This window comes from Pandoraea oxalativorans (assembly GCF_000972785.3).
Taxonomy (GTDB): domain Bacteria; phylum Pseudomonadota; class Gammaproteobacteria; order Burkholderiales; family Burkholderiaceae; genus Pandoraea; species Pandoraea oxalativorans.
Window position 1 is genome coordinate 1,185,649 of record NZ_CP011253.3, and the last position, 21,860, is coordinate 1,207,508.

Annotated in this window: 18 protein-coding genes and 1 pseudogene; 10 read left to right on the forward strand and 9 right to left on the reverse strand. The window is 62.6% G+C overall.

What is annotated here, in order from left to right; all coding sequences use genetic code 11:
- Positions 1-52: 52 nt before the first annotated feature.
- On the reverse strand, positions 53-1,558 hold the full coding sequence (locus tag MB84_RS05445) for a sensor histidine kinase (RefSeq protein WP_169834984.1): 1,506 nt from the start codon (positions 1,556-1,558) through the stop codon (positions 53-55).
- Between the two features lie 294 nt (positions 1,559-1,852).
- Here MB84_RS05445 and MB84_RS05450 point away from each other — a divergent pair, with 294 nt between their 5' ends.
- The 9 genes from MB84_RS05450 to MB84_RS05490 all read left to right on the forward strand — a co-directional run bounded on the left by MB84_RS05450 (position 1,853) and on the right by MB84_RS05490 (position 9,242).
- Positions 1,853-2,029 carry a DUF1328 family protein gene (locus tag MB84_RS05450; RefSeq protein WP_046291038.1) on the forward strand — a complete coding sequence of 59 codons (177 nt, stop codon included), beginning with the start codon at positions 1,853-1,855 and terminating at the stop codon, positions 2,027-2,029.
- 119 nt (positions 2,030-2,148) lie between these two features.
- Positions 2,149-2,310 carry a DUF1328 domain-containing protein gene (locus MB84_RS05455; protein ID WP_046291039.1) on the forward strand — a complete coding sequence of 54 codons (162 nt, stop codon included), beginning with the start codon at positions 2,149-2,151 and terminating at the stop codon, positions 2,308-2,310.
- 169 nt (positions 2,311-2,479) lie between these two features.
- Positions 2,480-3,037, forward strand: a complete 558-nt coding sequence (locus tag MB84_RS05460; RefSeq protein ID WP_046293442.1) for a ferritin-like domain-containing protein — start codon at positions 2,480-2,482, stop codon at positions 3,035-3,037.
- A 72-nt stretch (positions 3,038-3,109) separates the two neighbouring features.
- The gene (locus MB84_RS05465; protein ID WP_039400349.1) at positions 3,110-3,751 is read left to right on the forward strand and encodes a response regulator; all 642 of its coding nucleotides are present in this window, start codon (positions 3,110-3,112) and stop codon (positions 3,749-3,751) included.
- An 11-nt stretch (positions 3,752-3,762) separates the two neighbouring features.
- Entirely contained in the window at positions 3,763-4,185 is a 423-nt protein-coding gene (locus MB84_RS05470; protein ID WP_046291040.1) for a response regulator, read from the forward strand.
- A 159-nt stretch (positions 4,186-4,344) separates the two neighbouring features.
- Positions 4,345-5,379, forward strand: coding sequence for a methionine ABC transporter ATP-binding protein (locus MB84_RS05475; RefSeq protein ID WP_046291041.1), 1,035 nt, complete (start codon positions 4,345-4,347; stop codon positions 5,377-5,379).
- Positions 5,369-6,022: a methionine ABC transporter permease gene (locus MB84_RS05480; protein WP_046291042.1), complete on the forward strand. Its 654-nt coding sequence runs from the start codon at positions 5,369-5,371 to the stop codon at positions 6,020-6,022. The genes MB84_RS05475 and MB84_RS05480 overlap by 11 nt, the downstream gene beginning before the upstream one ends.
- A 61-nt stretch (positions 6,023-6,083) precedes the next feature.
- The gene (locus MB84_RS05485; RefSeq protein ID WP_046291043.1) at positions 6,084-6,896 is read left to right on the forward strand and encodes a MetQ/NlpA family ABC transporter substrate-binding protein; all 813 of its coding nucleotides are present in this window, start codon (positions 6,084-6,086) and stop codon (positions 6,894-6,896) included.
- Between the two features lie 429 nt (positions 6,897-7,325).
- Complete coding sequence (locus tag MB84_RS05490; protein WP_245725487.1) at positions 7,326-9,242, forward strand: GGDEF domain-containing protein; 1,917 nt, start codon at positions 7,326-7,328, stop codon at positions 9,240-9,242.
- A gap of 75 nt (positions 9,243-9,317) precedes the next feature.
- Here MB84_RS05490 and MB84_RS05495 read toward each other — a convergent pair whose 3' ends face one another.
- The 3 genes from MB84_RS05495 to MB84_RS05505 form a co-directional block, all read right to left on the reverse strand.
- On the reverse strand, positions 9,318-10,934 hold the full coding sequence (locus MB84_RS05495) for an APC family permease (RefSeq protein ID WP_046291044.1): 1,617 nt from the start codon (positions 10,932-10,934) through the stop codon (positions 9,318-9,320).
- 408 nt (positions 10,935-11,342) lie between these two features.
- Positions 11,343-12,851: an NAD-dependent succinate-semialdehyde dehydrogenase gene (locus tag MB84_RS05500; protein WP_046291045.1), complete on the reverse strand. Its 1,509-nt coding sequence runs from the start codon at positions 12,849-12,851 to the stop codon at positions 11,343-11,345.
- Between the two features lie 214 nt (positions 12,852-13,065).
- Complete coding sequence (locus tag MB84_RS05505; RefSeq protein WP_046291046.1) at positions 13,066-14,616, reverse strand: UbiD family decarboxylase; 1,551 nt, start codon at positions 14,614-14,616, stop codon at positions 13,066-13,068.
- Between the two features lie 568 nt (positions 14,617-15,184).
- On the opposite strand from MB84_RS05505, the gene MB84_RS05510 reads away from it, so the two are divergent.
- Entirely contained in the window at positions 15,185-16,240 is a 1,056-nt protein-coding gene (locus tag MB84_RS05510) for a lytic transglycosylase domain-containing protein (RefSeq protein WP_084009620.1), read from the forward strand.
- Between the two features lie 158 nt (positions 16,241-16,398).
- Here MB84_RS05510 and MB84_RS05515 read toward each other — a convergent pair whose 3' ends face one another.
- The 5 genes and pseudogenes from MB84_RS05515 to ribBA form a co-directional block, all read right to left on the reverse strand.
- Positions 16,399-18,084: a hypothetical protein gene (locus MB84_RS05515; protein ID WP_046291047.1), complete on the reverse strand. Its 1,686-nt coding sequence runs from the start codon at positions 18,082-18,084 to the stop codon at positions 16,399-16,401.
- Positions 18,085-18,328: 244 nt separating this feature from the next.
- Complete coding sequence (locus MB84_RS05520; protein ID WP_211279347.1) at positions 18,329-19,531, reverse strand: pyridoxal phosphate-dependent aminotransferase; 1,203 nt, start codon at positions 19,529-19,531, stop codon at positions 18,329-18,331.
- 39 nt (positions 19,532-19,570) lie between these two features.
- Positions 19,571-20,032 carry a transcription antitermination factor NusB gene (gene nusB / locus MB84_RS05525; protein WP_046291049.1) on the reverse strand — a complete coding sequence of 154 codons (462 nt, stop codon included), beginning with the start codon at positions 20,030-20,032 and terminating at the stop codon, positions 19,571-19,573.
- The gene (gene ribH, locus MB84_RS30870) at positions 20,032-20,694 is read right to left on the reverse strand and encodes a 6,7-dimethyl-8-ribityllumazine synthase (protein WP_342672650.1); all 663 of its coding nucleotides are present in this window, start codon (positions 20,692-20,694) and stop codon (positions 20,032-20,034) included. Before ribH ends, nusB begins: the two co-directional genes overlap by 1 nt.
- Positions 20,674-21,792 (reverse strand): annotated as a pseudogene (ribBA, locus tag MB84_RS30875) (bifunctional 3,4-dihydroxy-2-butanone-4-phosphate synthase/GTP cyclohydrolase II); the annotation flags it as partial. The pseudogene ribBA and the gene ribH, both read right to left, overlap by 21 nt.
- Positions 21,793-21,860: the final 68 nt, after the last annotated feature.

The following is a 21,860-nucleotide window of genomic DNA, read 5'->3' on the forward strand; positions in this document are numbered from 1 at the left end:
TGCGCTGTCAGCCGCGAGGGCAACGCGGTGTAGGCGGAGTCGGGTTGCGCTGTCAGTGCATTCCGACCGGGGGGCGGGGAGGCTGCGAGGCGTCAGTCGTGCCGGTAGTGCCGGCGCTGTCGCGCGAAGGTGTCGCGTTCGACGACTCGGTCGTCTTGCCGTCGGACGATGCCTCGCCCGATTGCGCGGAGACGGTGCTTTCGGTGACTTCGGTCGCGATATCCAGCGCATCGGCTGGATTGCACAAGGGCAGCACGACCTGAATCTCAGTCCCCAGACGCTGTGGCAGCGAGTGAATGTCGATACGTCCGCCCTTGGCCGAGACGCGCTGACGCATGCCGAACAGGCCGTGCGTTTTGGGCTTGTTGAACTGGTCCTGCGTGAGGCCGATGCCGTTGTCGATCACTTCGAGGCGCACGCGCTGCTCGTCGCACGCGAGGGCGACCCGTACGGTAGTCGCGCGCGCGTATTTGCCCGCGTTTGTCAGCGCTTCCTGTGCTACGCGGAACAGCACGATGGCGGTCGACTCGGGCAATGCGAAGTCTTCCTCGGGCAGATCGAGATCGAGTTGCCAGTGTTGCTGATCGGCCGTTTCTTCCGCGAGCGAGCGCAGCGCGGTGACGAGGCCGAAGTTGATCAGTACGGTCGGACGCAGGTTCTCGATGATGCGGCGCTTGGTCTGAATGCCGGAATCGAGATTGCGTTGCGCGCGCGCAAGTTTCTCGGAAATTACAGGATCGACGTTGCGCAGCTTGTGATGCGCCCACGTGACATCCATCTTGCAGGCGGTGAGAATCGCGCCGAGTTCGTCGTGCAATTCCCGTGACAGACGCGTCTTCTCGTCCTCGCTGACGTTCTGCAAGTGGGTGGCCAGTTCGTCGAGTTGTTCGGTGCGCTCACGCACGAGCCTGTCAAGGTGAGCCTGCTGCTCGTGCAACTGGTCGCGGGCGAGTTGTTCCTGACGCATCTGCTTGCCGAGCAAGCGGAACAACAGGATGAAGAGCAGAATTGTCAGTACCGACAGTGCGCCGGCGCTGACCGCCGAGATCGCCTGATCGAAGCGGCCGTTGTCCTGCGCTGTGCGGGCGCGGGCCAGCTCGCGGTTATAGAGGTCGGTAATGCCGGTCTGGACCGATTCCATCGTCCCGAGGCCGAGATGGGCCGGTGACAACGCTTCCTCCATCGTCATCTGGCCCTGCGTCACGGCGGATCGTGCCGTGTCCATCGCCGTGATGCGCTCGGAGAACAGGGTCATGACGCGCGCGAAATCGCGCGTGGCCTGATCGTCGCCCACGTCCTGGTAGTGCTGGATGATGAGCGCCGAGAGATCGCGAATGCGTCGCACGGCCGACAGATAGGGATCCAGATAGCCCACATCGTTTGTGAGCAGATAGCCACGCTGGCTTGCCACCACCGTCGAGGTGCGCGCGATGATCTCATTGAGTTCATTGGCGGCGGTCATGTTTTGCAGCGCCGCTTCGTAGGTGGACGCGAGGCGGTGGTGCGCCGATTCCAGACCGATCAGACTGCCAACCGTGATGACGATCGCAGCGATCATGGCGATGATCCAGCTTCGGCGACGCAACCAGGACGTAAATCGGGGCATTGGCGGAGTGTGGATGACCGTTGATTGCGGGGAGTGCTTCGATCATACGGCGAAAATCGCACCATCCGGGCAATTGTCAGCAAATTCCTACGCAAAAACCAGCGCCGCGCGGGCATTCCTGCGAGCGGCGTTTTTCTACTATTCATTCAGCGCCCCCGGGTTGGCGTACCGCCTGACAAGGCAGTGCGCCCGCCGCCGGGAGCCAGAAGTCTCCGGGAAACGACACATGAAACCAAGGAGAACGCCATGCTGAAGTGGGCTTTGTTGTTCGCGCTGGTATCGATCGTGGCAGGCCTGTTGGGCTTTACCGGGATCGCCGCCGGCGCCGCCGGGATCGCGAAGATACTGTTCGTGCTGTTCTTGGTGCTGTTCGTGATTTTCTTGCTGCTTGGCCTGACCGTCGCCAAGAAAATCGTCGACTAGAAGCACGCTGCGGCGCAGTGGTGTCTCGCGCCGCAGCATCGTCATGTGGCTCGCGGCAAGGGGTTCGCGCTGCGCATGCCACATGCGCTAACGGGCCATCGACATTCAAGGAGGTTGCGATGCTTCACTATGCCGTTGTTTTCTTCGTGATCGCGTTGATCGCCGCGGTTTTCGGTTTCACGGGAATCGTCGCTGGCGCGGCTGAAATCGCGAAGATTCTGTTCTTCATCTTCCTGGTGATCTTCCTGGTCACGCTGCTCTTCGGGGTGGTCCGACGATAGAGACCGTCAGGGAACGCAGGGCGGCCCGAGCCGCCCTTCGCCATATTCGGCGTGAGAAATGGCAATGACGTTCACCCAACCCGGCAAACGCGCCAAACCGCTACAGGAGAATTCGCAGATGCACACCGCCAAGCAAGCTAAACAGCACGCCAAGCAGTCCGAGCACGCGATGACCGGTAATGGTCATAGCCAGCACGCGGGAGAGGATTTCGAAATCGACGTTCGCGCCCTGCGCGAGCGTGCCCGTGAGCACCTGGACGAAGGAGCCGTCACGGAAGACTACCGGGCCGATCGCGACGCGGTCGTGCACATGCTCAACGATGCGCTCGCCACCGAACTGGTCTGCGTGCTGCGTTACAAACGCCATTTTTTCATGGCGACAGGCATCCATGCCGAGCCAGTGGCCGCCGAATTCGCCGAGCACGCCACGCAGGAGCAGGATCACGCGGATCGCATCGCGGCGCGTATCGTGCAACTGGGCGGCGAGCCGGATTTCTCGCCGGATACGCTTACCTCGCGTAGCCACGCCGAGTACGTCACTTGTAACACCCTGCGCGACATGATTCGCGAAAACCTCGTCGCCGAGCGTATAGCGATTGAGAGTTACCGCGAGATGATTCATTATTTGGGCGACCGGGATACCACAACCCGTCGCTTGCTCGAAGAAATCCTCGCGGTCGAGGAGGAGCATGCCGACGATATGCGGGATCTGCTCGACCGGGAGTGAAGGCCATGGCGCGCGCACCGAATTCATTCAAGCGCGGCCAGGAGGCCGACGGGGACAGTCTCTGGAGCTTAGATGTCACTGACAATAAAAATCCTCATTGCCGACGACCACGCCATCGTTCGTACCGGCTTCAAGCAATTCATTGCCGACGAGTCGGACATGGAGGTGCTGGGCGAAGCCGCGAGCGGGGACGAGGTGATTCGTGCCGTGCGCGAAACCGAATTCGATGTCGTGCTGCTGGATATCGCCATGCCTGACAAGAACGGCATCGACACCCTGCGCGTGATCAAACAGTTGCGACCCGAGCAGGGCGTGTTGTTCCTGTCCACGTATCCCGAAGCGCAATACGCAGTCAACCTGCTGCGCGCCGGTGCCGACGGCTATCTGATGAAGGATGCCGCGCCCGAGGAGATCATTCGGGCGATCCGCACGGTGGCGCGCGGTCATCGCTATGTGAGCGAGGTGACGGCGGATCTGCTGGCGCAGAAGCTCGACAAGCCGGTTGACGAACCGATGCACGAACAACTCTCGGAGCGCGAATTTCAGGTGTTCTGCAAGCTGGCGCAGGGCCGCACGCCGACCGAGATCGCCGACGAGTTGCATTTGTCGGTGAAGACTGTCAGTACCTATCGCGCGCGCGTGCTGGAAAAGATGCACCTGAAAACCAATGCCGACCTGACGCTTTACGCGCTCAAGAATGGCTTGATCAGTTGAGAGAGGCTTTCATGTCAACCGAGAACGCAGCAACGCAGACAGGGACGCGTGCGCCCCTCAAGGTGCTGCTGATCGAAGATTCGGCGGTGATTCGCGAGAGTCTGTCCGAAGCGCTCGGATCGAGCGGGATGCTCGAAGTGACAGGCGTGGCGGAGACGGCCGACGACGCGGTCCGTACCCTTGAAAACGATTCCTTCGACGCGGTCATCGTCGATATCCAGTTGCGGCGCGGCTCGGGCATGGACGTGCTGTCGTACCTGCACAGTAAAGGCATGCTGGAAAAGCTGATGGCGATCGTGCTGACCAACTACGCGCTCGCGACCTACCGCAAGCGCTGCCAGCAACTGGGTGTACGGCACTTTTTCGACAAGTCCCTGGAGTTCGACGAAGTCATCAGGGTGCTCGACGATTTTGCCAACGAGCGGCGGGCCTGAGGCCTGCGCTCTCTATCTGCGAAAACCAGTATAAAGAGATCAAATTTTATTATTTTCAACTATTTAGGCGCATGGGCTAGAATATTGCCTTTGCGCTAAATAGAGTCTTGGCGGCGGCACTGTTCGGGAAATTTGGGCAGTGGGCTGCTATTTTTTTGCATGATCGAACTCCAGAACATTACCCAGCGCTTCGCTGGGCCCAAGGGGCCGATCGACGCGCTTTCCAATATCAGCCTGTCGATCGAGCGCGGCGAAGTTTTCGGCATTATCGGCCGAAGCGGCGCCGGTAAGAGCACGCTCGTGCGTGTCATCAACCTGCTTAACCGTCCCAGCGACGGCTCGGTGCGGGTCGACGGTCAGGATCTGACCTCGCTATCGTCCGACGAATTGCGTCAGGCGCGTCGTCGCATCGGCATGATCTTCCAGCACTTCAACCTGCTCAGCTCGCGCACCGTCTACCAGAACGTAGCGTTGCCGCTGGAACTCGCAGGCATGCCGGCCGCAGACATTCGTGCGAAGGTGCTGCCGTTGCTCGAACTCGTGGGCCTCACGGCGCAGAAGGATCGCTACCCGTCGCAGATTTCAGGCGGTCAGAAGCAGCGCGTGGGCATCGCCCGTGCGCTTGCGAGCGAGCCGCAAGTGCTGCTCTCGGACGAAGCCACCTCGGCGCTCGACCCCGAGACGACCCGCTCGATTCTCGAACTGCTCAAGCGCATCAACCGTGAACTCGGTCTGACGGTCGTGCTCATCACGCACCAGATGGAAGTCATCAAGCAGGTTTGCGACCGTGTGGCCGTACTCGACGCCGGCCGCGTGGTCGAGCAGGGGGCGGTGATCGACGTGTTCCTGCGTCCGCGCCATGAAGTCACCCGCGCGCTGATCGGCGACGTGATTGCGCAGGAACTGCCCGAGGGCGTGCGCCAGCGTGTGGCCTCGCGCATCGGCAACGGTCACGACCATCTGTATCGTCTGGCGTTCTCCGGCGCGGGCGTGGACCAGCCGCTGCTCTCCGAGGCCATTCGCCGCTACGAACTCGATTTCAATATCCTGCATGGCCAGATCGACGAGATCCAGGGGCAGGCGTTCGGATCGCTCGCCGTGATGGCGGGCGGCACCCCGGCCCGCGTGGCCGAAGCCATGGCGTTCCTCGCCAGTCAGGGCGTTGTCGTTGAGGAGCTGAGCCATGTGGAGTGAAATGTTCGATCTGTTCGTCTCGTCGTTCTGGGAGACGCTGATCATGGTCGGCATCTCCGGCCTGATCGGTGCGGTCGTGGGCGTGCCGCTGGGCGTGCTGCTGTATCTGACGGACCGCAACGGCGTGTTGCAGAACCTGCCGACCAACCGGGTTGTCGGCATCCTCGTCAATGCCGTGCGCTCGACGCCGTTCATCATTCTGCTCGTCGCGGTGATTCCGTTCACGCGATTGATCGTCGGCTCGTCCATCGGCACGATGGCCGCCGTGGTGCCGCTCACCATCGCCGCAGCCCCGTTCGTGGCGCGGCTGGTGGAGACCGCGCTGCGTGAAGTGGACCGAGGCCTGATCGAGGCCGCCCAATCGATGGGCGCGACGACTGGCCAGATCGTCATGAAGGTGCTGCTGCCCGAGGCGTTGCCCGGCATCGTCGCCGGTCTGACGATCACGTTCGTGAGCCTGGTCGGTTACTCGGCAATGGCCGGTGCGATTGGCGGCGGCGGGCTGGGCGACCTCGGCATCCGCTACGGTTATCAGCGCTTCCTACCGGAAGTGATGATCACCGTGGTGCTGATTCTGATCGTTTTCGTGCAACTGGTGCAGACGTTCGGCGACTGGCTGGTGCGGCGTCTGAGCCACAAGTAATTCCCACATAACAACGGTGGCCGGTCGAACCGGCACTTCATTCACACACGCGAGGTTTTTCATGCAACGTCGTACGATTTTCAAGCTGCTGGCCGGTGTTGGCGCCGCCACGGTTTTCGCAACGCAATTTGCGGCGCCTGCGGTTGCCGCTGACGCCATCAACCTGAAGGTGGGTGTGACGGGCGGCCCGCACGCTCAGATCTTCGACGAAGTGAAGAAGGTCGCAGCCAAGGACGGCCTGAACCTCAAGGTCATCGAGTTCAGCGATTACGTGCAGCCGAACGCCGCGCTGTCGTCGGGCGATCTGGACGTGAACAGCTACCAGCACCAGCCGTACCTCGACGCGCAGGTGAAGGACCGTGGCTACAAGCTCGAATCGATCGCCAAGACGGTGATCTTCCCGATGGGCATTTACTCGAAGAAGATCAAGTCGCTGGCCGATCTGAAGACGGGCGACAAGGTGTCCCTGCCGAACGATCCGACCAATGGCGGCCGTGCGCTGCTGTTGCTGCAAAAGCAGGGCCTGATCAAGCTGCGCGCCGACGCAGGTCTGAAGGCGACGCCCATCGACGTGGCTGAGAACCCGAAGAAGCTGAAGTTCGTGGAACTGGACGCTGCCCAACTGCCGCGCTCGCTCGACGACGTGGCCGTGGCCGTCATCAACACCAACTTCGCGATGGAAGCCGGTCTGAACCCGAAGAAGGATTCGATCGCGATCGAAGACGCGAACGGCCCGTACGCCAACGTGCTGGTCATCCGCTCGGCCGACAAGAACAAGCCGTGGGTCGCCAAGCTGATCAAGGCCTACCACTCGCCGGAAGTGAAGGCATTCATCGAGCAGAAGTTCGGCGGCTCGGTTGTGACGGCCTGGTAAGTTTCAGGACGATTCGGCGGCGCACCGCCCGGTTGCGCCTGACGAACGACGGTAACGCTTTGCGGCGTTGCCGTTTTTTTTCGTCCTTGTGCGGCGCGAACCCCTCCGTCAGGCTACGGATTCCCGCGTAGCGGGAGACGGGCGCGGGCGTCGACATTTGTTGCAATTCCGGTGCTGTCACGGTTTTGTCAAATAGCGGCGATAGCCTGAGTGCCAAGTAAAAGAGGGTGCCCACGGGCACCGTCACAAGACGCGGATATGGGCCAGAGAGCAGCGACCGCACGTGAAACACGGGGAACGGGTGAGACTTCATCGGGGCACATCGAAGCAAAGATGCCCCGGTGCGTATGAGTGTGCCCGACACATGCCCGCATAACGTACAGCTGTTTGCATGATGCCGGCGCGCCGCACCGACTTACGGAGTCTCAGTTGAACCCTCTCCCGCCTGCCGGAGTTGCCGGGATACGTCCGCAGGATCGCTTTGGCGCTCCCGCGACCGCGCGCGATGCGCAGCCAGCGTCCGCGCTCTCTACCTCGTCCTCCGCGTCCGCTCCTTACGTCGAACCCGATGAAGCGTCGCTGCTCGCCGAGTTGTGCGAAGGCATCGGCCTGACCTGCGTGTTCCAGCCCATCGTCGATTTTCGGACGTCCGAAGTTGCGGGTTATGAGGGTCTGGTGCGTGGGCCTGCGGGCACGTCGATTCATTCGCCGATTGCGTTGTTCGCTGCGGCGCGGCGTCACGGCGTGAGCGGGCCGCTCGAACTTGCCTGTCGACGTACGGTGCTGCGCGAGTTCGTCGAGCAGGACTTGCCCGAACGCCTGTTCCTGAACATCGGTCCGGTCACGCGTGCACATCCTGGCGGCGGCGTGAGTGAATCGTTGGGGCTGGACGAGACATTCGCCATGCTTCAGTCGTTCCGGCTTGCGCCGGAGCGCGTGGTGCTGGAACTGACCGAACACGCGCCAACGCTGGATCTGGCGAGCACACGCGCGTCGCTTGCCGCCTACCGTGCGCTGGGCTTCGAAGTGGCGCTGGACGACATGGGCGAGGGCTATGCGAGCTTGCGTCTGTGGTCGGAGCTGCGGCCGGACTACGTCAAGATCGACCGGCATTTCGTCGACGGCATCGACACGGACACCGTCAAACTTCAGTTCGTGCGCTCGATGCGTCAGATCGCGGAGACGAGCGGCACTCGGGTCATTGCCGAAGGCATCGAGCATGCCGAGGAGCTTCAGGTCGTGCGCGATCTGGGCATCTTCCTTGGACAGGGGTATTTCATTGCGCGGCCCGAAGCGCAGCCGCAGCGCGCCATCACCGCGAGTGTGCAGGAAGTGGTGAACGAGCGCCGTGCCTACGTCCATCAGCAACCGAGTCAGTTGGGGGCGGGGAATGTCACGCTGGAGCGCATTGCGTCCTATGTCGCTCCCGTCTCGCCGGACACGCGCAGCGAGGATGTCATGGCGCGCTTCGAGAGCGATCCCGCGTTGGAAGTGCTGCCGGTGGTGGAGCGCGAGCGCGCGGTTGGGCTGATCGGGCGGGCGTCGCTGATCGGGCGCTTTGCACGACCGTTTACGCGCGAATTGTACGGGCGCAAGCCGTGCTCGGCCGTGATGGAGCCGCGACCGCTCACGTTCGACAAGGCGGCGCGCGTCGAGGATCTGAGCCGGATGATTGCGGAAGGGGCGAGCCGTCAGATCGCGGCCGGTTTCATCGTCACGGATCAGGGGCGTTATTTCGGCGTGGCGCAGGGGCATGCGCTCATGCGTCATATCACCGATATGCAGCTGGATGCGGCGCGCTATGCCAACCCGCTGACGCTGCTGCCGGGCAACGTGCCCATCGACGACTACATGGATCGCATGATCGGGGAGCGTCAGTCGTTCCACGCCTGTTACGTCGATCTGGATAACTTCAAGCCGTTTAACGACGTGTTCGGCTATCGGCGCGGCGACGACCTGATTCAACTGGTCGCGCGCGTGCTGATGGCGGTGCGCAATCCCGAGCGCGATTTCCTCGGGCACATCGGCGGCGACGACTTCCTGATTCTGTTCCGCAGCCCCGATTGGGAGGCCCGGTGCCGCGAAGCGCTTACGCGCTTCGGTGAAGCGGTGACGGAGTACTTTCACCCGGATCAGATCGCGGCGGGCGGGTTCGAGGCGGAGGATCGTCGCGGCATGGTCATCTTCCATCCGATCACGAGTCTGTCGATTGGCGTGGTTGCGGTCACGCCGGAGAGCTTTCCGTCACATGTGGAAGTCTCGGCCGCCGCTGCCGACGCCAAAAAGATGGCCAAGCGCGCGCTCGGCAACAGTCTGTTCATCGAACGGCGGCGGGCGCACCGGTAAGCCGGTTGACGGCGCTTCGTCACAATGAAAAAAGCCCGCCGATTGGCGGGCTTTTCGTGTGAAGCATTCTAACGCTTAGTGCGACAGCGTCGGCATACCTTCCATGCTGGCGGCGTCGTTCTCACGCTCTTCCGACAGGTACGGCGTGCGCCAGCCAGCCTTCACGCCCCACTGGTAAAACGCGAGCGACAGCACCGCGACGATGACCATGTCCCAGCCATAGGGCAGCAGACCGAGACCGCCGAATTCCTTGCTGCCGATATACGAGCAAAGCGCCATGCACGGCAGATACCCGATCAGCCACCACGAGGCCTTGAGGTCGCGCCCGAAGCCTTGCCACTTGTCCTTTGCCTGATAGTAGAAGTACACCGGCAGCGCCACGACCACCAGCACGATGATCTGGCCGGTCAGCGGCCAGCGGGCCCAGTACAGGATCAGCGAGGCGCAGACGAACGCGAACGGCGCGATCAGCGGCAGACCCGGCAGGCGCAGCGGACGGTGCATCTCCGGTGCCGAACGACGCAGCGACATCACGCTGATCGGGCCGGTGAGGTACGAAATCACGGTCGCCACCGAGATCACGGCGGCCAGCGAATCCCAGCCGCGGAAGAAGAACATGAAGATGAACGAGATGGCGAGGTTGAACCACATCGCCTGGCGCGGTACACCGTACAGCGGGTGTACACGACCGAAGATGGCGGGCAACGTGCGGTTGCGCTCCATCGCGTAGATCATTCGGCTGGTGGTGGCCATGTACGTCGTGCCTGTGCCGCTCGGGCTGAGGAACGCGTCGAAGTACAGCACGATCGCCAGCCAGTTCAGACCCAGTGCGATCGCCAGTTCGGCGAACGGCGAACTGAAGCTCACCATGTGCCAGCCGCCCGCCAGTTGCTCCGGCGAGAGCGCGCCGATGTATGCGACTTGCAGCAATAGATAGATGACGGTCGCGAGCAGGATCGAGCCGACGACCGCAAACGGAATGCTGCGGCCCGGATCGCGCGCTTCACCGGCGAGGTTCACGGGACTTTGGAAGCCATTGAACGCGAACACGATACCGGATGTGGCAACGGCGGTCAGCACCGCCGACATGCCGTTCGGCGCGAAGCCGCCATGCTCGGCGATGTTGAAGTTGCCCGGATGGAAGCCGGCAATTATCAGACCGGCGATGGTCAGCGCAGGAATCGCGAACTTGAAGAGCGTGATCGCCGTGTTGGCACGTGCGAACAGCTTCACGCCCCAGTAGTTCAGCATGAAGTAGACGATCACGAGCAGAGCGGATAGCACCAGCCCGCTCGTGGTGAGCGTACCGTCCACGAACAAGGCGTGCGCCCAGTCGTACGGCCACGTGCTCATGTACTGGATCGACGCTTCGGCTTCGATCGGAATGACCGACACGATGGCGATCCAGTTGGCCCAGGCGGCGATAAAGCCGACGAGACTGCCGTGCGAGTAACGGGAGTAGCGGACCATGCCGCCCGACTCGGGGAACATCGCGCCGAGCTCGGCGTACGTCAGGGCAATGGCGAGGATCACGACGGCGCCGATAAGCCAGGCGAAAAGGGCGGCCGGTCCGGCGATCTTGGCGGCTTTCCAGGCGCCGAACAGCCAGCCGGAGCCGATGATCGAGCCGAGACCGGTCAACATCAGGGCGAACGGCCCGATGTTGCGCATGAGAGATTGATTGTTATCCATAGATGTCTACTCCACGCCCGGGAGGTGACAAGCAGACGCCCGCAGAGAGCGAGCGACGCATTGCGCGAGGGCGGACACGGCCGTCAGGCCGTCGCCATCACAAGGAGCATGACGGCGGGGGGAGGCGCTGACGGACGCGACTTCTGTTGATCGGCTTCGCGACACTGCACCGGCCTCCGACGTCACACCGCAATTGGCCCTTGTGTCGGACGAATTGGGGTCGGAGTCGCGGTTCGCGAAAAAAGCGCGATTCTACCCGAGCCGGACCCCATCTGTGGGACTTTGTAACGTTTCCACGATGGCGTCCGGTTCGGCGACGTTAGGTCGAAATGCGCGCGACCCAGTGAGAGCGTGGCTCACGCCGTGGGAAAAGCAACTTTTACCAATTGTTAAGGGGTCAGATGTTTTTCACATCCCCGCGAGGCAGAGATACTTCATCTCAAGGTACTCATCGATGCCGTATTTCGACCCCTCACGGCCCAAGCCGGATTGCTTGACCCCGCCGAATGGCGCGACTTCGTTCGAGATGAGGCCTGTGTTGATGCCGACCATGCCGGCCTCGATGCCCTCGGCCACGCGCCATACGCGGCCTACGTCGCGCGCGAAGAAATACGACGCCAGTCCGAAGTCGGATGCATTCGCCAGCCGGATGCCGTCGCCTTCGTCCTTGAAGCGGAAGACGGGCGCGACCGGGCCGAACGTCTCCTCCTGTGCCACGAGCATGTCGGCGCTGGCGTCGGCCACGACGGTCGGTTCGAAGAAGCGGCCGTGCAGCACCTTGCCGCCGACGGTGACGCGTCCGCCCTTGGCGACTGCGTCCTCGACGTGACGCTCGACCTTGGCGATGGCGGCATCCTCGATGAGCGGGCCGATCGCCACCCCCGGCTCGAAGCCATTTCCCACGCGCAGGCGGCTCACCGCAGCAGTGAGCTTTTCGACGAAGGCGTCGTAAATCCCGTCCTGTGCGTAGATGCGGTTGGCGCAGACGCACGTTTGTCCTGCGTTGCGGAATTTGGATGCGATGCAACCTTCGACGGCGGCATCGACGTCGGCGTCGTCGAATACCAGAAACGGCGCGAGACCGCCGAGCTCGAGCGCCACCTTCTTGATGGTGGACGCGCATTGCTCCATCAACTTCGCGCCGACCGGCGTCGAGCCGGTGAAGGAGAGGTGACGCACGCGCGGGCTGGACGTCAGCGCGTTACCCACGTCCGACGAGTTTTTCGACGTCACGACATTGAACACACCCTTGGGCAACCCGGCCCGGTCGGCCAACTCGGCGAGAGCCAACGCAGACAGCGGGGTGAGGCGCGCCGGTTTGACCACGATGGTGCAGCCCGCCGCGATGGCTGGCGCGATCTTGCGCGTGATCATCGCGATGGGGAAGTTCCACGGCGTGATCGACGCGCACACGCCGATGGGTTGTTTGAGCACCAGCAGGCGCTTGCCGCCTTCGGGCGAGGCGAGTACGTCGCCGTCGATGCGTTTGGCTTCCTCGGCGAACCACTCGATGAACGACGCACCATACGCGACCTCACCCTTGGATTCGGACAGCGGCTTGCCTTGTTCTGCCGTCATGATGGCGCCGAGGTCGTCCTGTGCCGCCATGATGAGATCGAACCAGAGACGCATGATGCGGGCGCGCTCCTTGCCGGTTTTGCGGCGCCACTCGGGCAGGGCGGTTTCGGCGGCGACGAGTGCGCGCTCGGTTTCCTTCGCGCCGAGATCGGCAACTTGCGCGATTTCGGCGTCGGTGGCCGGGTCGTTGACCGCGAAGGTGGCGTGGGAGTCGGCTTGCGTCCAGTCGCCGTCGATGTAGGCGCTGGACTTGAGCAGGTCGGGATCTTTGAGGCGAGCCAGCGCGGGATGTGACTTGGCCGACGCGTGGGCGGTGTGGGAGGCGCGGGATGAGGACACGATTAGCTCCTTTCGATGACCGGCCGGTGCGCTCGGGGGGAGTTCGCGCCGACCCGGGGGACGGAAACGGATACGGCTTATCTGTCTTTCGGATGCCAGCTTACTCTATTGATGGAGAGGGTTCGTGACGTGCAGCGTGCATTGCGCGCAAACACAAACGCCGACAGCCTGATGGCCGCCGGCGTTGGGCATGACGCGGAGTCGGTGGCCGGTTTTACAGGCCGAGATCCTTATATAGAGCAGCCATGCGCGCGTCGACGTCGGCGGTCATTTCGATCGGACGCCCCCACTCGCGCGAAGTTTCGCCCGGCCACTTGTTGGTCGCGTCGATCCCCATCTTCGAGCCCAGCCCGGCCTTGGGCGAGGCGAAATCGAGATAGTCGATAGGGGTCTGGTCGACGAGCGTGGTGTCGCGCGTCGGGTCGACACGTGTCGTGATCGCCCAGATGACCTCCTTCCAGTCACGGATATCGACGTCTTCGTCCACCACGACGATGAACTTCGTATACATGAACTGGCGCAGGAAGCTCCACACCCCGAACATCACGCGCTTGGCATGGCCCGGATACGCCTTCTTCATCTGGACGATGGCCATTCGGTAGCTGCAACCCTCGGGCGGCAGATAGAAGTCGGTGATTTCCGGGAACTGCTTTTGCAGCAGCGGCACGAAGACTTCGTTCAAGGCCACACCCAGGACAGCCGGCTCATCGGGCGGCTTGCCCGTGTAAGTCGAGTGATAGACGGCGTTGCGGCGCATCGTAATACGCTCGATCTTGAACACCGGGAACCACTCCTGCTCGTTGTAGTAGCCGGTGTGATCGCCGTAAGGGCCTTCGAGCGCATGTTCGTAACCGGCGGTCGCACCCCGCGAGGGCGGCGGCGGTGCGCATTCGGGGACGATAGGCGGTTGTTCGGACGGATAAATAAAGCCTTCGAGCACGATCTCGGCGCGGGCAGGCACGCGTAGCGACTCCAGTCCGGGCGTCACGCACTTCGCCAGTTCCGTGCGGCTGCCGCGCAGCAAGCCAGCAAATTGATACTCGGAGAGTGTGTCGGGCACGGGGGTGACCGCGCCGAGCATGGTCGCCGGGTCGGCCCCGAGGGCGACGGCAATCGGGAATGGCTTGCCCGGATTCGCCTGTGCGAACTCGCGGAAATCCAGCGCACCGCCGCGATGCGCGAGCCAGCGCATGATGACTTCGTTGCGGCTGATGACCTGCTGACGATAGATGCCGAGATTCTGACGCTTACGGTGCGGGCCCTTGGTGATGACCAGTCCCCACGTAATCAGCGGCGCTGCGTCGCCGGGCCAGCAGGTTTGGATCGGCAGACGGGAGAGGTCGACGTCGTCGCCCTCCCAGACGATCTCCTGACACACCGGGCTACTGACTTCTTTCGGGGCCATGTCCCACACGGCCTTGGCCATGCCGAACAACTTGCCTGCGTCCTTCAGCCCGCGCGGCGGCTCGGGTTCCTTTAACGTCGAGAGAAGACGGCCGATATCGCGCAGCGAGCCGAGGGCGTTCTCGCCCTGCTCGACCCCCATTCCCAGTGCCACTCGTTCAGGGGTGCCAAACAAGTTGGCCAGCACGGGCATGTCATGACCGGTCGGCTGCTCGAACCACAGGGCCGGACCACCGGCTTTGAGCACGCGGTCGGCCAGCGCTGTCATCTCAAGCACCGGCGAGACCGGCACGTCTACGCGACGAAGCTGGCCGGATCGCTCCAGTTGCGCGGTGAAGTCACGAAGATCGAGATATTTCATGAAACAAACCGTTACCAAAAATTTTTACGAAATTCATACGCCTGGATCGAACGGGCGTTTGAATCGCGTGAAAGTCGGGGTGACACCCTTGTAAACGCGGGGTGGGGCAGGGCATTTTACCGGCCAAGGCAGTAAAACGTCACGGCAAAACAGGCGTTACAAATTACTTTTGGTAATGATTTTGACTGTTAATAGTATTGACGGATTATATATCACTGCTACAATCCGCCCGTTGAATCCAGAAAGGCGGCTTCGATGACGGGTAGGCCGACCCGCTCGAGCTTAGCGACAACTACAACATCGACGTGGATTTTCAGTGGCTGGTTTTCTCACTGAGGTTGGGAAACCAGTGTTTTAGGAAGCAGCGCGAGCGATAGCTCGTCAGCGCCAGAGACCTGAACAGGTCGGCGCGCTGCGGCGGTAGCGGCATCGTCCATGACAACACGATGCACCGCCTCTTTCCATATGCCGTAAGTAAGCGCTTAACGGGATGCCTGGCGGGCATACCGGCTTACTTCCTTACGCCCCGGGGCCACCCCGTGGTGACGGCGTAACCGGAGTACGTAGTATGAAGAAGTCTGGTTTATCACCCTGGCTACTGGCCGTGTTCGGTGCGCTTCGCGCGCGCGGCGCGGCAACGGTAGCCGTGGCTCGCCGCGATTGGCGTCGCCTGGCCTGGCACGGCGGTCGTTTTGGACTGTACACGTCCAGCGCGCTTGGCCTCGTTGCCGTGGTTGGTACGCTGGCGCTGTGGGCTCGACCGACGTGGCGCGCCGATATGGCGTCGCGCGTGGGTCCGCTGCTTGAAGCAGCCACCGGTACGGCCAGCGCGGCTGGCCAGGGCGCCAACGGCGGCATCGTCGCACAAGGCACGGCGTCGGATTCGACGATGATGGCGCAAGCGGCGCAGCACGTGCCGTCGGCCGCTGTCCTCGCGGCGTATATTCCGAACCAACGTGTGGCGGCCGATGCGCGCGCCACCAAGGTGCTCGATACGCGTGAACAGATTGCCGTTGCCGACTATCTCGCGCGCCGCTATCGCGTGGCGGGCGACGTGACGGGTAACCTCGTGCGCGCGGCTTACTCGACGGGCAACGAAGTCGGACTCGATCCGTTGCTGCTGCTCGCCGTGATGGCCATCGAATCGGGTTTCAACCCGTATGCCGAGAGCACCGTCGGTGCGCAAGGCCTCATGCAGGTCATGTCGAAAGTGCATCAGGACAAGCTTGAATACTTCGGCGGTCCGGAAGCTGCACTGCACCCGCTGGCCAATATCAAGGTCGGTGCACTGATCCTGAAGGAATGCATCGCACGTGGCGGTTCGCTCGCGGGCGGTCTGCGTCTGTATGTCGGGTCGACCAGCACCGGTGACGGTGGCTATGGTGCAAAGGTGCTCGCCGAGCGCGATCGACTGCGTGGCGTGTCCATGGGACGCAAGGTCTCGCCGAACGAGCCGCAAGCGCCGGTGATCGTCAGCTCGGCCAAACCGGTGGCGAAGCCGGTCTCGGCTGGCAAGTCGATTGATTCGACGGAGTCGGCTCCCGCACCGGCAGCGTCGACCTCGAACGGCAAGGCGGCTTCGGCTGCCAAGCCGCTCGAAGCGGACGATAGCACGGCAGCCTGAGCGGTCGGCACTTGCCGACGACCTCGCGATGCGCCACGGCCGGCGCATCCTTCGGCCTGCGAGGTTATCTATATAGATAGCCTTCGCAACCGCCGATAAATTCCCCTTCAGATGACCCCGGTTTCCGCAAGCCGTCAGGTCTCCCACTGTTCCAAACTTCATTCGAGTCTTCCGAATCGCGCCTTTGCGATCTGCCGGGCGAGATTTGTCCCGGTTTCCGGTGAATAGGCCCCCATGGAGCGCATGATGGTGCTCTGTCTACCATGAGCGACGTCGGCGATGCGGGAAATTTCCTCGTTGTACGTAGCCATCAGGGCTTTCGGGATCACGCCGTTTGAGCCACCGAATTGCGGATGCGTGACCAGACGCTCGATGGCTTCGGGGTACGCGGACACCGCAAACGACGCGCCGGTTGCTCCGGCAGGAGATCCGCAGGCAGCGGCGTCGCCGACAATCACCGCGTTCCCCTTTCCGGCGATTTTCGCGCGCATCAGTTTCACGTTGATTTCACCCGACGCAAACTGGCGTGTCGCTTCGCCGACTTGAAAAGGCGTAGTACGTCGCGCGACGATATGCGCTTGTGCGCACGCCAGCTCGGCGCGCATCGCCGCTTCGTTCGGTCTCGCGTCTGCGGGCGTGCAGACTGAGACGAGGGCGACCGACTGACGGGGCTGCTCGACGTAATCGACGACGGTTATCCGGAACGGATCGTGGCGGACGTCGATGACGTCGAAGTTGTCCGGACGGTATGCGCCGGTTGTGGGCTGTACGTAAACACTTTGGTGCCAGCTTTCATTCGGATCGACCGCAGCCGGTGCGCCGCCGATGACTTCCCGATTCGCGCTGTGCGCGCCTTCCGCGATGCAAATCAGATCGATCGGGAAGTTTGGGCGGATGGATTCTTCCCCTATCTTGAGCACAGGTATGAAGCGATCGTCTGCGCTCCTGTTTTCCTGCAGATGCACCTCCGCATGGACGATGTCGATGCCCGGTTGCGCGGCGCAATAGTCGTTCAGACTCCGCTCGAGGTCCATCAGGCTCGTAAGCACGAGCGTTTCGGTGCGCATACGCTCCGGTGGGCCGAGGCGCCAGTCGTTCAGGTCCGTCGATCCGATAAATTGATCGTCGGGAAATGCCGGGTCGAGGTACGGCGAGCTGATCGTCGCTTCCCGCTCATGTTGCGCGATGATGCGCCTGGTCGAGCTGGGCTCGTGCACGTCGAGATAGGCAGAAACCCCTCCGATGGGCCGTTTCAGTTGCGGAAGCCGGGCGGGAAGGCCGTCGGACGGTGCCATCCATTCCATGAATCGGCAGTGTTTCTGAAGTTGCCGACGCAGCGCCATGCCGTCCCGCTCAATCCTGATCTCGGTGACAGTCTGCCGCTCGTTGTTGCGTATGGTGCGCGCGATGCCATCGACGGTGGGCATGTTGCCTGCGACGCCGCGATCCGGCGCCAGGCGTGCAAGCGAGAAGACGGCGTCCTGCTTCAGATTGACGATGTTTTGACGGCTGTAGGCGCCTCGTTTTTCCACAACGAGCACGTTGAAGCCTTGTTTGACGAGGATAAGCGATGTGGCGTAGCCACTGAGACTGCCACCGGAGACGATGGCCACGGGCGTACCCGACACTGTCTTGCTGGCCTCGAACTTTGCCAAGAGCGCTTGAACCGCTGCGGGTGTCGCATCGACGGTCGATATCAGCGGGAAGGGCGGCAGTTCCGGCGGTGGTGTGGTCGTCGATGCCGACAGCGGCTCGTCGCCCACTTCTGACGACACGCCGGGGGCAGGCTGCGACGTTGCCACGAGATGGGCATAGGTGGATGAAGACGCCAAAGCCGGAATCATGATTCATCTCCCAAGGGATGCGTAAGAACGTTCCAAATGGACCGAGCACGCGTTCGACGACGTGACGGCCGATTCTGCATCACAGATGGCTCAGACTTATGATGCCGCTGACGGAATGGGATCGTGCTGCACGATTCCGCCAATTTTCGACGGAAGGAGGGCGCAACTCAGGGCGCGGCAACGCGCCCATTCGGCGATGGCTGGGGCGCCACGCAAGGATTCGCGTCGCGTACCGCGCGCTAGCTCAGCCTGCGGAAAAGACCTTGCCGATCCGGTCCATCGCTTCGTGCAACTGTTCGAGCGACGTGGCGTACGACAAACGGATGTACTGACGCGGCTCGGCGAACCCGAAGTCGAGGCCGGGCACCAGTACGACGTCGGCCTGTTGGAGCAGCGCTTGCGTGAGACGGTCGCTATCGGCAGCGTCCGCATGCGGGACACCGGTGCAGTCGGCGTAGACGTAGAACGCGCCGTCCGGCATCACCGGCACCTTGAAGCCCAGACGCTCCAACGCGGGCACGACGTAATCGCGACGTTGGCGGAACGCTTCCTTGCGGGTTTCGTAAATCGCCAGCGTTTCGGGGAGGAAACATGCCGTCGCTGCGTGCTGCGCCACCGCCGACGGGCAGATGAACAGATTCTGCGAAAGCTTCTCGAACGTCGGCACCAGCGACGGCGGCACCACCAGCCAGCCCAGGCGCCAGCCCGTCATGTTGAAGTACTTCGAGAAGCTGCTCACGACCAGCACGTCATCGCCGAAGCTCAGCGCGGTCGTCGGCTTGCCGTCATACGACAGCCCCTGATAGATCTCGTCCACGAGCGTGAAGCCGCCACGCGCGCGCACCGTCTTCACGATGCGTGCAAGTTCGTCGGTCTCGATGGAAGTGCCCGTCGGATTCGACGGCGACGCCAGCAGCACGCCCTTCGTCTTCGGCCCCCAATGGGATTCGATGCGCTCGGCCGTAAGCTGGAAGCGCTCCGCCGGACCCGACGGAATCAGCACCGGCTTGCCGTCGAACGTCGACACGAAGTGACGGTTGCACGGATAGCAGGGATCCGGCATTAGCACTTCGTCGCCCACACCCACGAGCGCTGCACAGGCCAGCACGAGCGCAGCCGATGCTCCGGCCGTCACAACGATGCGCGACGGATCGACGTCCACCCCGTAAAAACTACGGTAGTAGCCGGAGATGGCTTCGCGCAGCGCGGGAACGCCCATCGCGCTGGTGTATTGCGTCCGGCCGTCGCGCATGGCTTTTGCCGCAGCTTCGATGACCGCTTCGGGGGCCGTGAAATCCGGCTCCCCGATCCCCATGTGGATCACACGGTGCCCCGCCTTCTCGCGCAACGCGGCCTGCTTGGCCAACTCCATCACGTGAAAAGGGGCGATGTCGTCGACACGTTGCGCCAGTGTCAGCGCGGAGGCGAGGTTGGGCATGCGGTCCATAGCGGGGGGAGGACGGGGGGGCTTAAGTACGTTGGAACGTCAGGCGCTCTTGCCGCGACCGCCGTTGCCGCCATTGCGGTTGGCTGCGACTTCCGCCGGGCGAACCTCGGCGGCGAACTTGTCGAGCACGCCGTTCACGAAACGGTGACCGTCCGGTCCGCCGAACGTCTTCACGACCTCGACCGCTTCGTTGATCACCACACGGTACGGCACGTCCTGAAGATGAATCAGTTCGTAAGCCCCCGCGATGAGCGCGGCATGTTCGATCGGCGACAGTTGTGCTGCCGGTCGGTCCAGATGCGGCTGGAGTTGCGCCGACAGGGCGTCGGCCTCGCGGATGCTGCCGTACAGGACAGCTTCCAGCAGGGCCTGATCCGCCTTGTCGTAGCCAGGGGTGGAGCGCAGGTGAGCATCGATCTCACTCGCGTGGCCGCGCGAAATCAGCCATTGATACACTCCTTGCAGCGCAAATTCGCGCGCGCGGCGCCGTGCACTCTTCATTACCGATCTTCCTCTTCTTCGTCTTCGTCTTCGTCCTCTGCATCGTCGCCACTCAACATGTCGATGGCTTCGAGCAGATTGGCCATTTCCACCGCCACGCGAGCCGCATCGCGGCCCTTCTCGGCGGCGCGCACTTCGGCCTGTTCGTCGTTTTCGGTCGTCAGCACCGCATTGGCGACGGGAATGCCGAAATCGAGACCGATGCGCGTAATACCGGCGCCGCTTTCGTTCGACACCAGTTCAAAGTGATACGTCTCGCCGCGGATCACCGCGCCGAGCGCGATGAGTGCGTCGAACTGGCCGCTTTCGGCCATCTTCTGCAATGCCAGCGGAATTTCCAGCGCGCCGGGCACCGTGACGAGCAGCACGTCTTCGCCATCAACGCCCAGGCGGTCGAGTTCGGCTACGGCCGCAGCGCGCAGTGCCGTGCAGACCGCGTCATTGAATCGTGCTTGCACGATGCCCACGCGCAGGCCTTCACCGTCGAGTTCCGGCTGGTATTGTCCGATTTCCATAATGGGCTTCCTCAAAAAAGTACCGTCCAGGCGGTGCGGCCAAGATTGTGCCGGCATGCCCGAGACAGGCAATGCTCGGCAAGATGACGCCCCGCCGAAGACGGGACGCCGATACAAGGTAACCCAGGCAGTCGCGGCGCCGGGCATCGGTTGGAAACCGGTGACCTCAAGGCCATAGCCTGCCATGTTGGGAATCTTGCGCGGGCTCGACAGGACTCGCATTTTACCGACACCCAGCTCACGCAGGATCTGTGCACCGACGCCATGCGTACGGAAGTCCACCGGGCGGCGCTTGGCGCGTGCGGCCTTCTCGGTTTCGTCGAGGGCTTCGAACTGGTTAAAGAGATGCTCGGGCGTCTCGACGCAGTTCAGCAGCACGACCACGCCTTTGCCCTCTTCGGCAATGGCCTTCATCGCACCGGCCAGCGTCCACGAGTGGGTCGACACGCCGGTCTCCAGCAGGTCCATTACCGACAGCGGCTCGTGCACGCGCACCAGCGTCTCTTCGTCGGGCGCAGGCACGCCGCGCACGAGTGCCAGATGCGGATTGCCGCTCGGCTTGTCCCGATAGAGCGTGGCCTGGAAGGGGCCCCATGCCGTTTGCATCTCACGCGACGAGACCGTCTCGATCATCGATTCGGTGCGGCTGCGATAGTGGATGAGATCGACGATGGTGCCGATCTTGATGTTGTGCTGCTCGGCGAACTCCAGCAACTGAGGCAGACGCGCCATCGTGCCGTCGTCGTTCATGATTTCGCAGATGACGGCCGCGGGCGTGAGACCGGCCATTGCCGTCAGGTCGCATCCGGCTTCGGTGTGACCGGCGCGCACCAGCACGCCGCCAGGCTGCGCCATGATCGGGAACACGTGACCCGGCTGGACGATGTCTTCGGGACGCGCATCACGCGAAATCGCCGTCTGCACCGTATGGGCGCGGTCGGCGGCGGAAATGCCCGTGGTCACGCCTTCGGCGGCTTCGATCGACAGCGTGAACGCCGTGCCGTATTGCGTGCCGTTGCGATACGTCATCAGCGGCAAGTTGAGCTGCTTGCAGCGCGCTTGCGTGAGCGTGAGGCAAATCAGGCCACGACCGTACTTCGCCATGAAGTTGATGGCTTCGGGCGTTGCGAATTCGGCTGCCATGACCAGGTCGCCTTCGTTTTCACGATCTTCCTCGTCAACGAGGACAACCATGCGGCCGGCCTTGAGCTCGGCAATGATTTCTTCTGTAGTGGCCAACGGCATAGCGGCAACGCGGGGCTCAATTTGGAAAGGCTCTATTCTACGCCAAGCCGGTGCACGGCTGCGTCCGA

Bases quoted from the DNA above. Each gene is read 5' to 3' on its own strand.
- MB84_RS05510 (WP_084009620.1), top strand. From the start codon at position 15,185: ATGAAGAAGTCTGGTTTATCACCCTGGCTACTGGCCGTGTTCGGTGCG.
- nusB (WP_046291049.1), bottom strand. From the start codon at position 20,032: ATGAAGAGTGCACGGCGCCGCGCGCGCGAATTTGCGCTGCAAGGAGTG.
- MB84_RS05475 (WP_046291041.1), top strand. From the start codon at position 4,345: ATGATCGAACTCCAGAACATTACCCAGCGCTTCGCTGGGCCCAAGGGG.
- MB84_RS05465 (WP_039400349.1), top strand. From the start codon at position 3,110: ATGTCACTGACAATAAAAATCCTCATTGCCGACGACCACGCCATCGTT.
- MB84_RS05460 (WP_046293442.1), top strand. From the start codon at position 2,480: ATGACCGGTAATGGTCATAGCCAGCACGCGGGAGAGGATTTCGAAATC.
- MB84_RS05520 (WP_211279347.1), bottom strand. From the start codon at position 19,531: ATGGACCGCATGCCCAACCTCGCCTCCGCGCTGACACTGGCGCAACGT.
- MB84_RS05445 (WP_169834984.1), bottom strand. From the start codon at position 1,558: ATGATCGCTGCGATCGTCATCACGGTTGGCAGTCTGATCGGTCTGGAA.
- MB84_RS05505 (WP_046291046.1), bottom strand. From the start codon at position 14,616: ATGAAATATCTCGATCTTCGTGACTTCACCGCGCAACTGGAGCGATCC.
- MB84_RS05515 (WP_046291047.1), bottom strand. From the start codon at position 18,084: ATGATTCCGGCTTTGGCGTCTTCATCCACCTATGCCCATCTCGTGGCA.
- MB84_RS05450 (WP_046291038.1), top strand. From the start codon at position 1,853: ATGCTGAAGTGGGCTTTGTTGTTCGCGCTGGTATCGATCGTGGCAGGC.
- MB84_RS05495 (WP_046291044.1), bottom strand. From the start codon at position 10,934: ATGGATAACAATCAATCTCTCATGCGCAACATCGGGCCGTTCGCCCTG.
- MB84_RS05455 (WP_046291039.1), top strand. From the start codon at position 2,149: ATGCTTCACTATGCCGTTGTTTTCTTCGTGATCGCGTTGATCGCCGCG.
- ribH (WP_342672650.1), bottom strand. From the start codon at position 20,694: ATGCCCGGCGCCGCGACTGCCTGGGTTACCTTGTATCGGCGTCCCGTC.
- MB84_RS05470 (WP_046291040.1), top strand. From the start codon at position 3,763: ATGTCAACCGAGAACGCAGCAACGCAGACAGGGACGCGTGCGCCCCTC.
- MB84_RS05480 (WP_046291042.1), top strand. From the start codon at position 5,369: ATGTGGAGTGAAATGTTCGATCTGTTCGTCTCGTCGTTCTGGGAGACG.
- MB84_RS05485 (WP_046291043.1), top strand. From the start codon at position 6,084: ATGCAACGTCGTACGATTTTCAAGCTGCTGGCCGGTGTTGGCGCCGCC.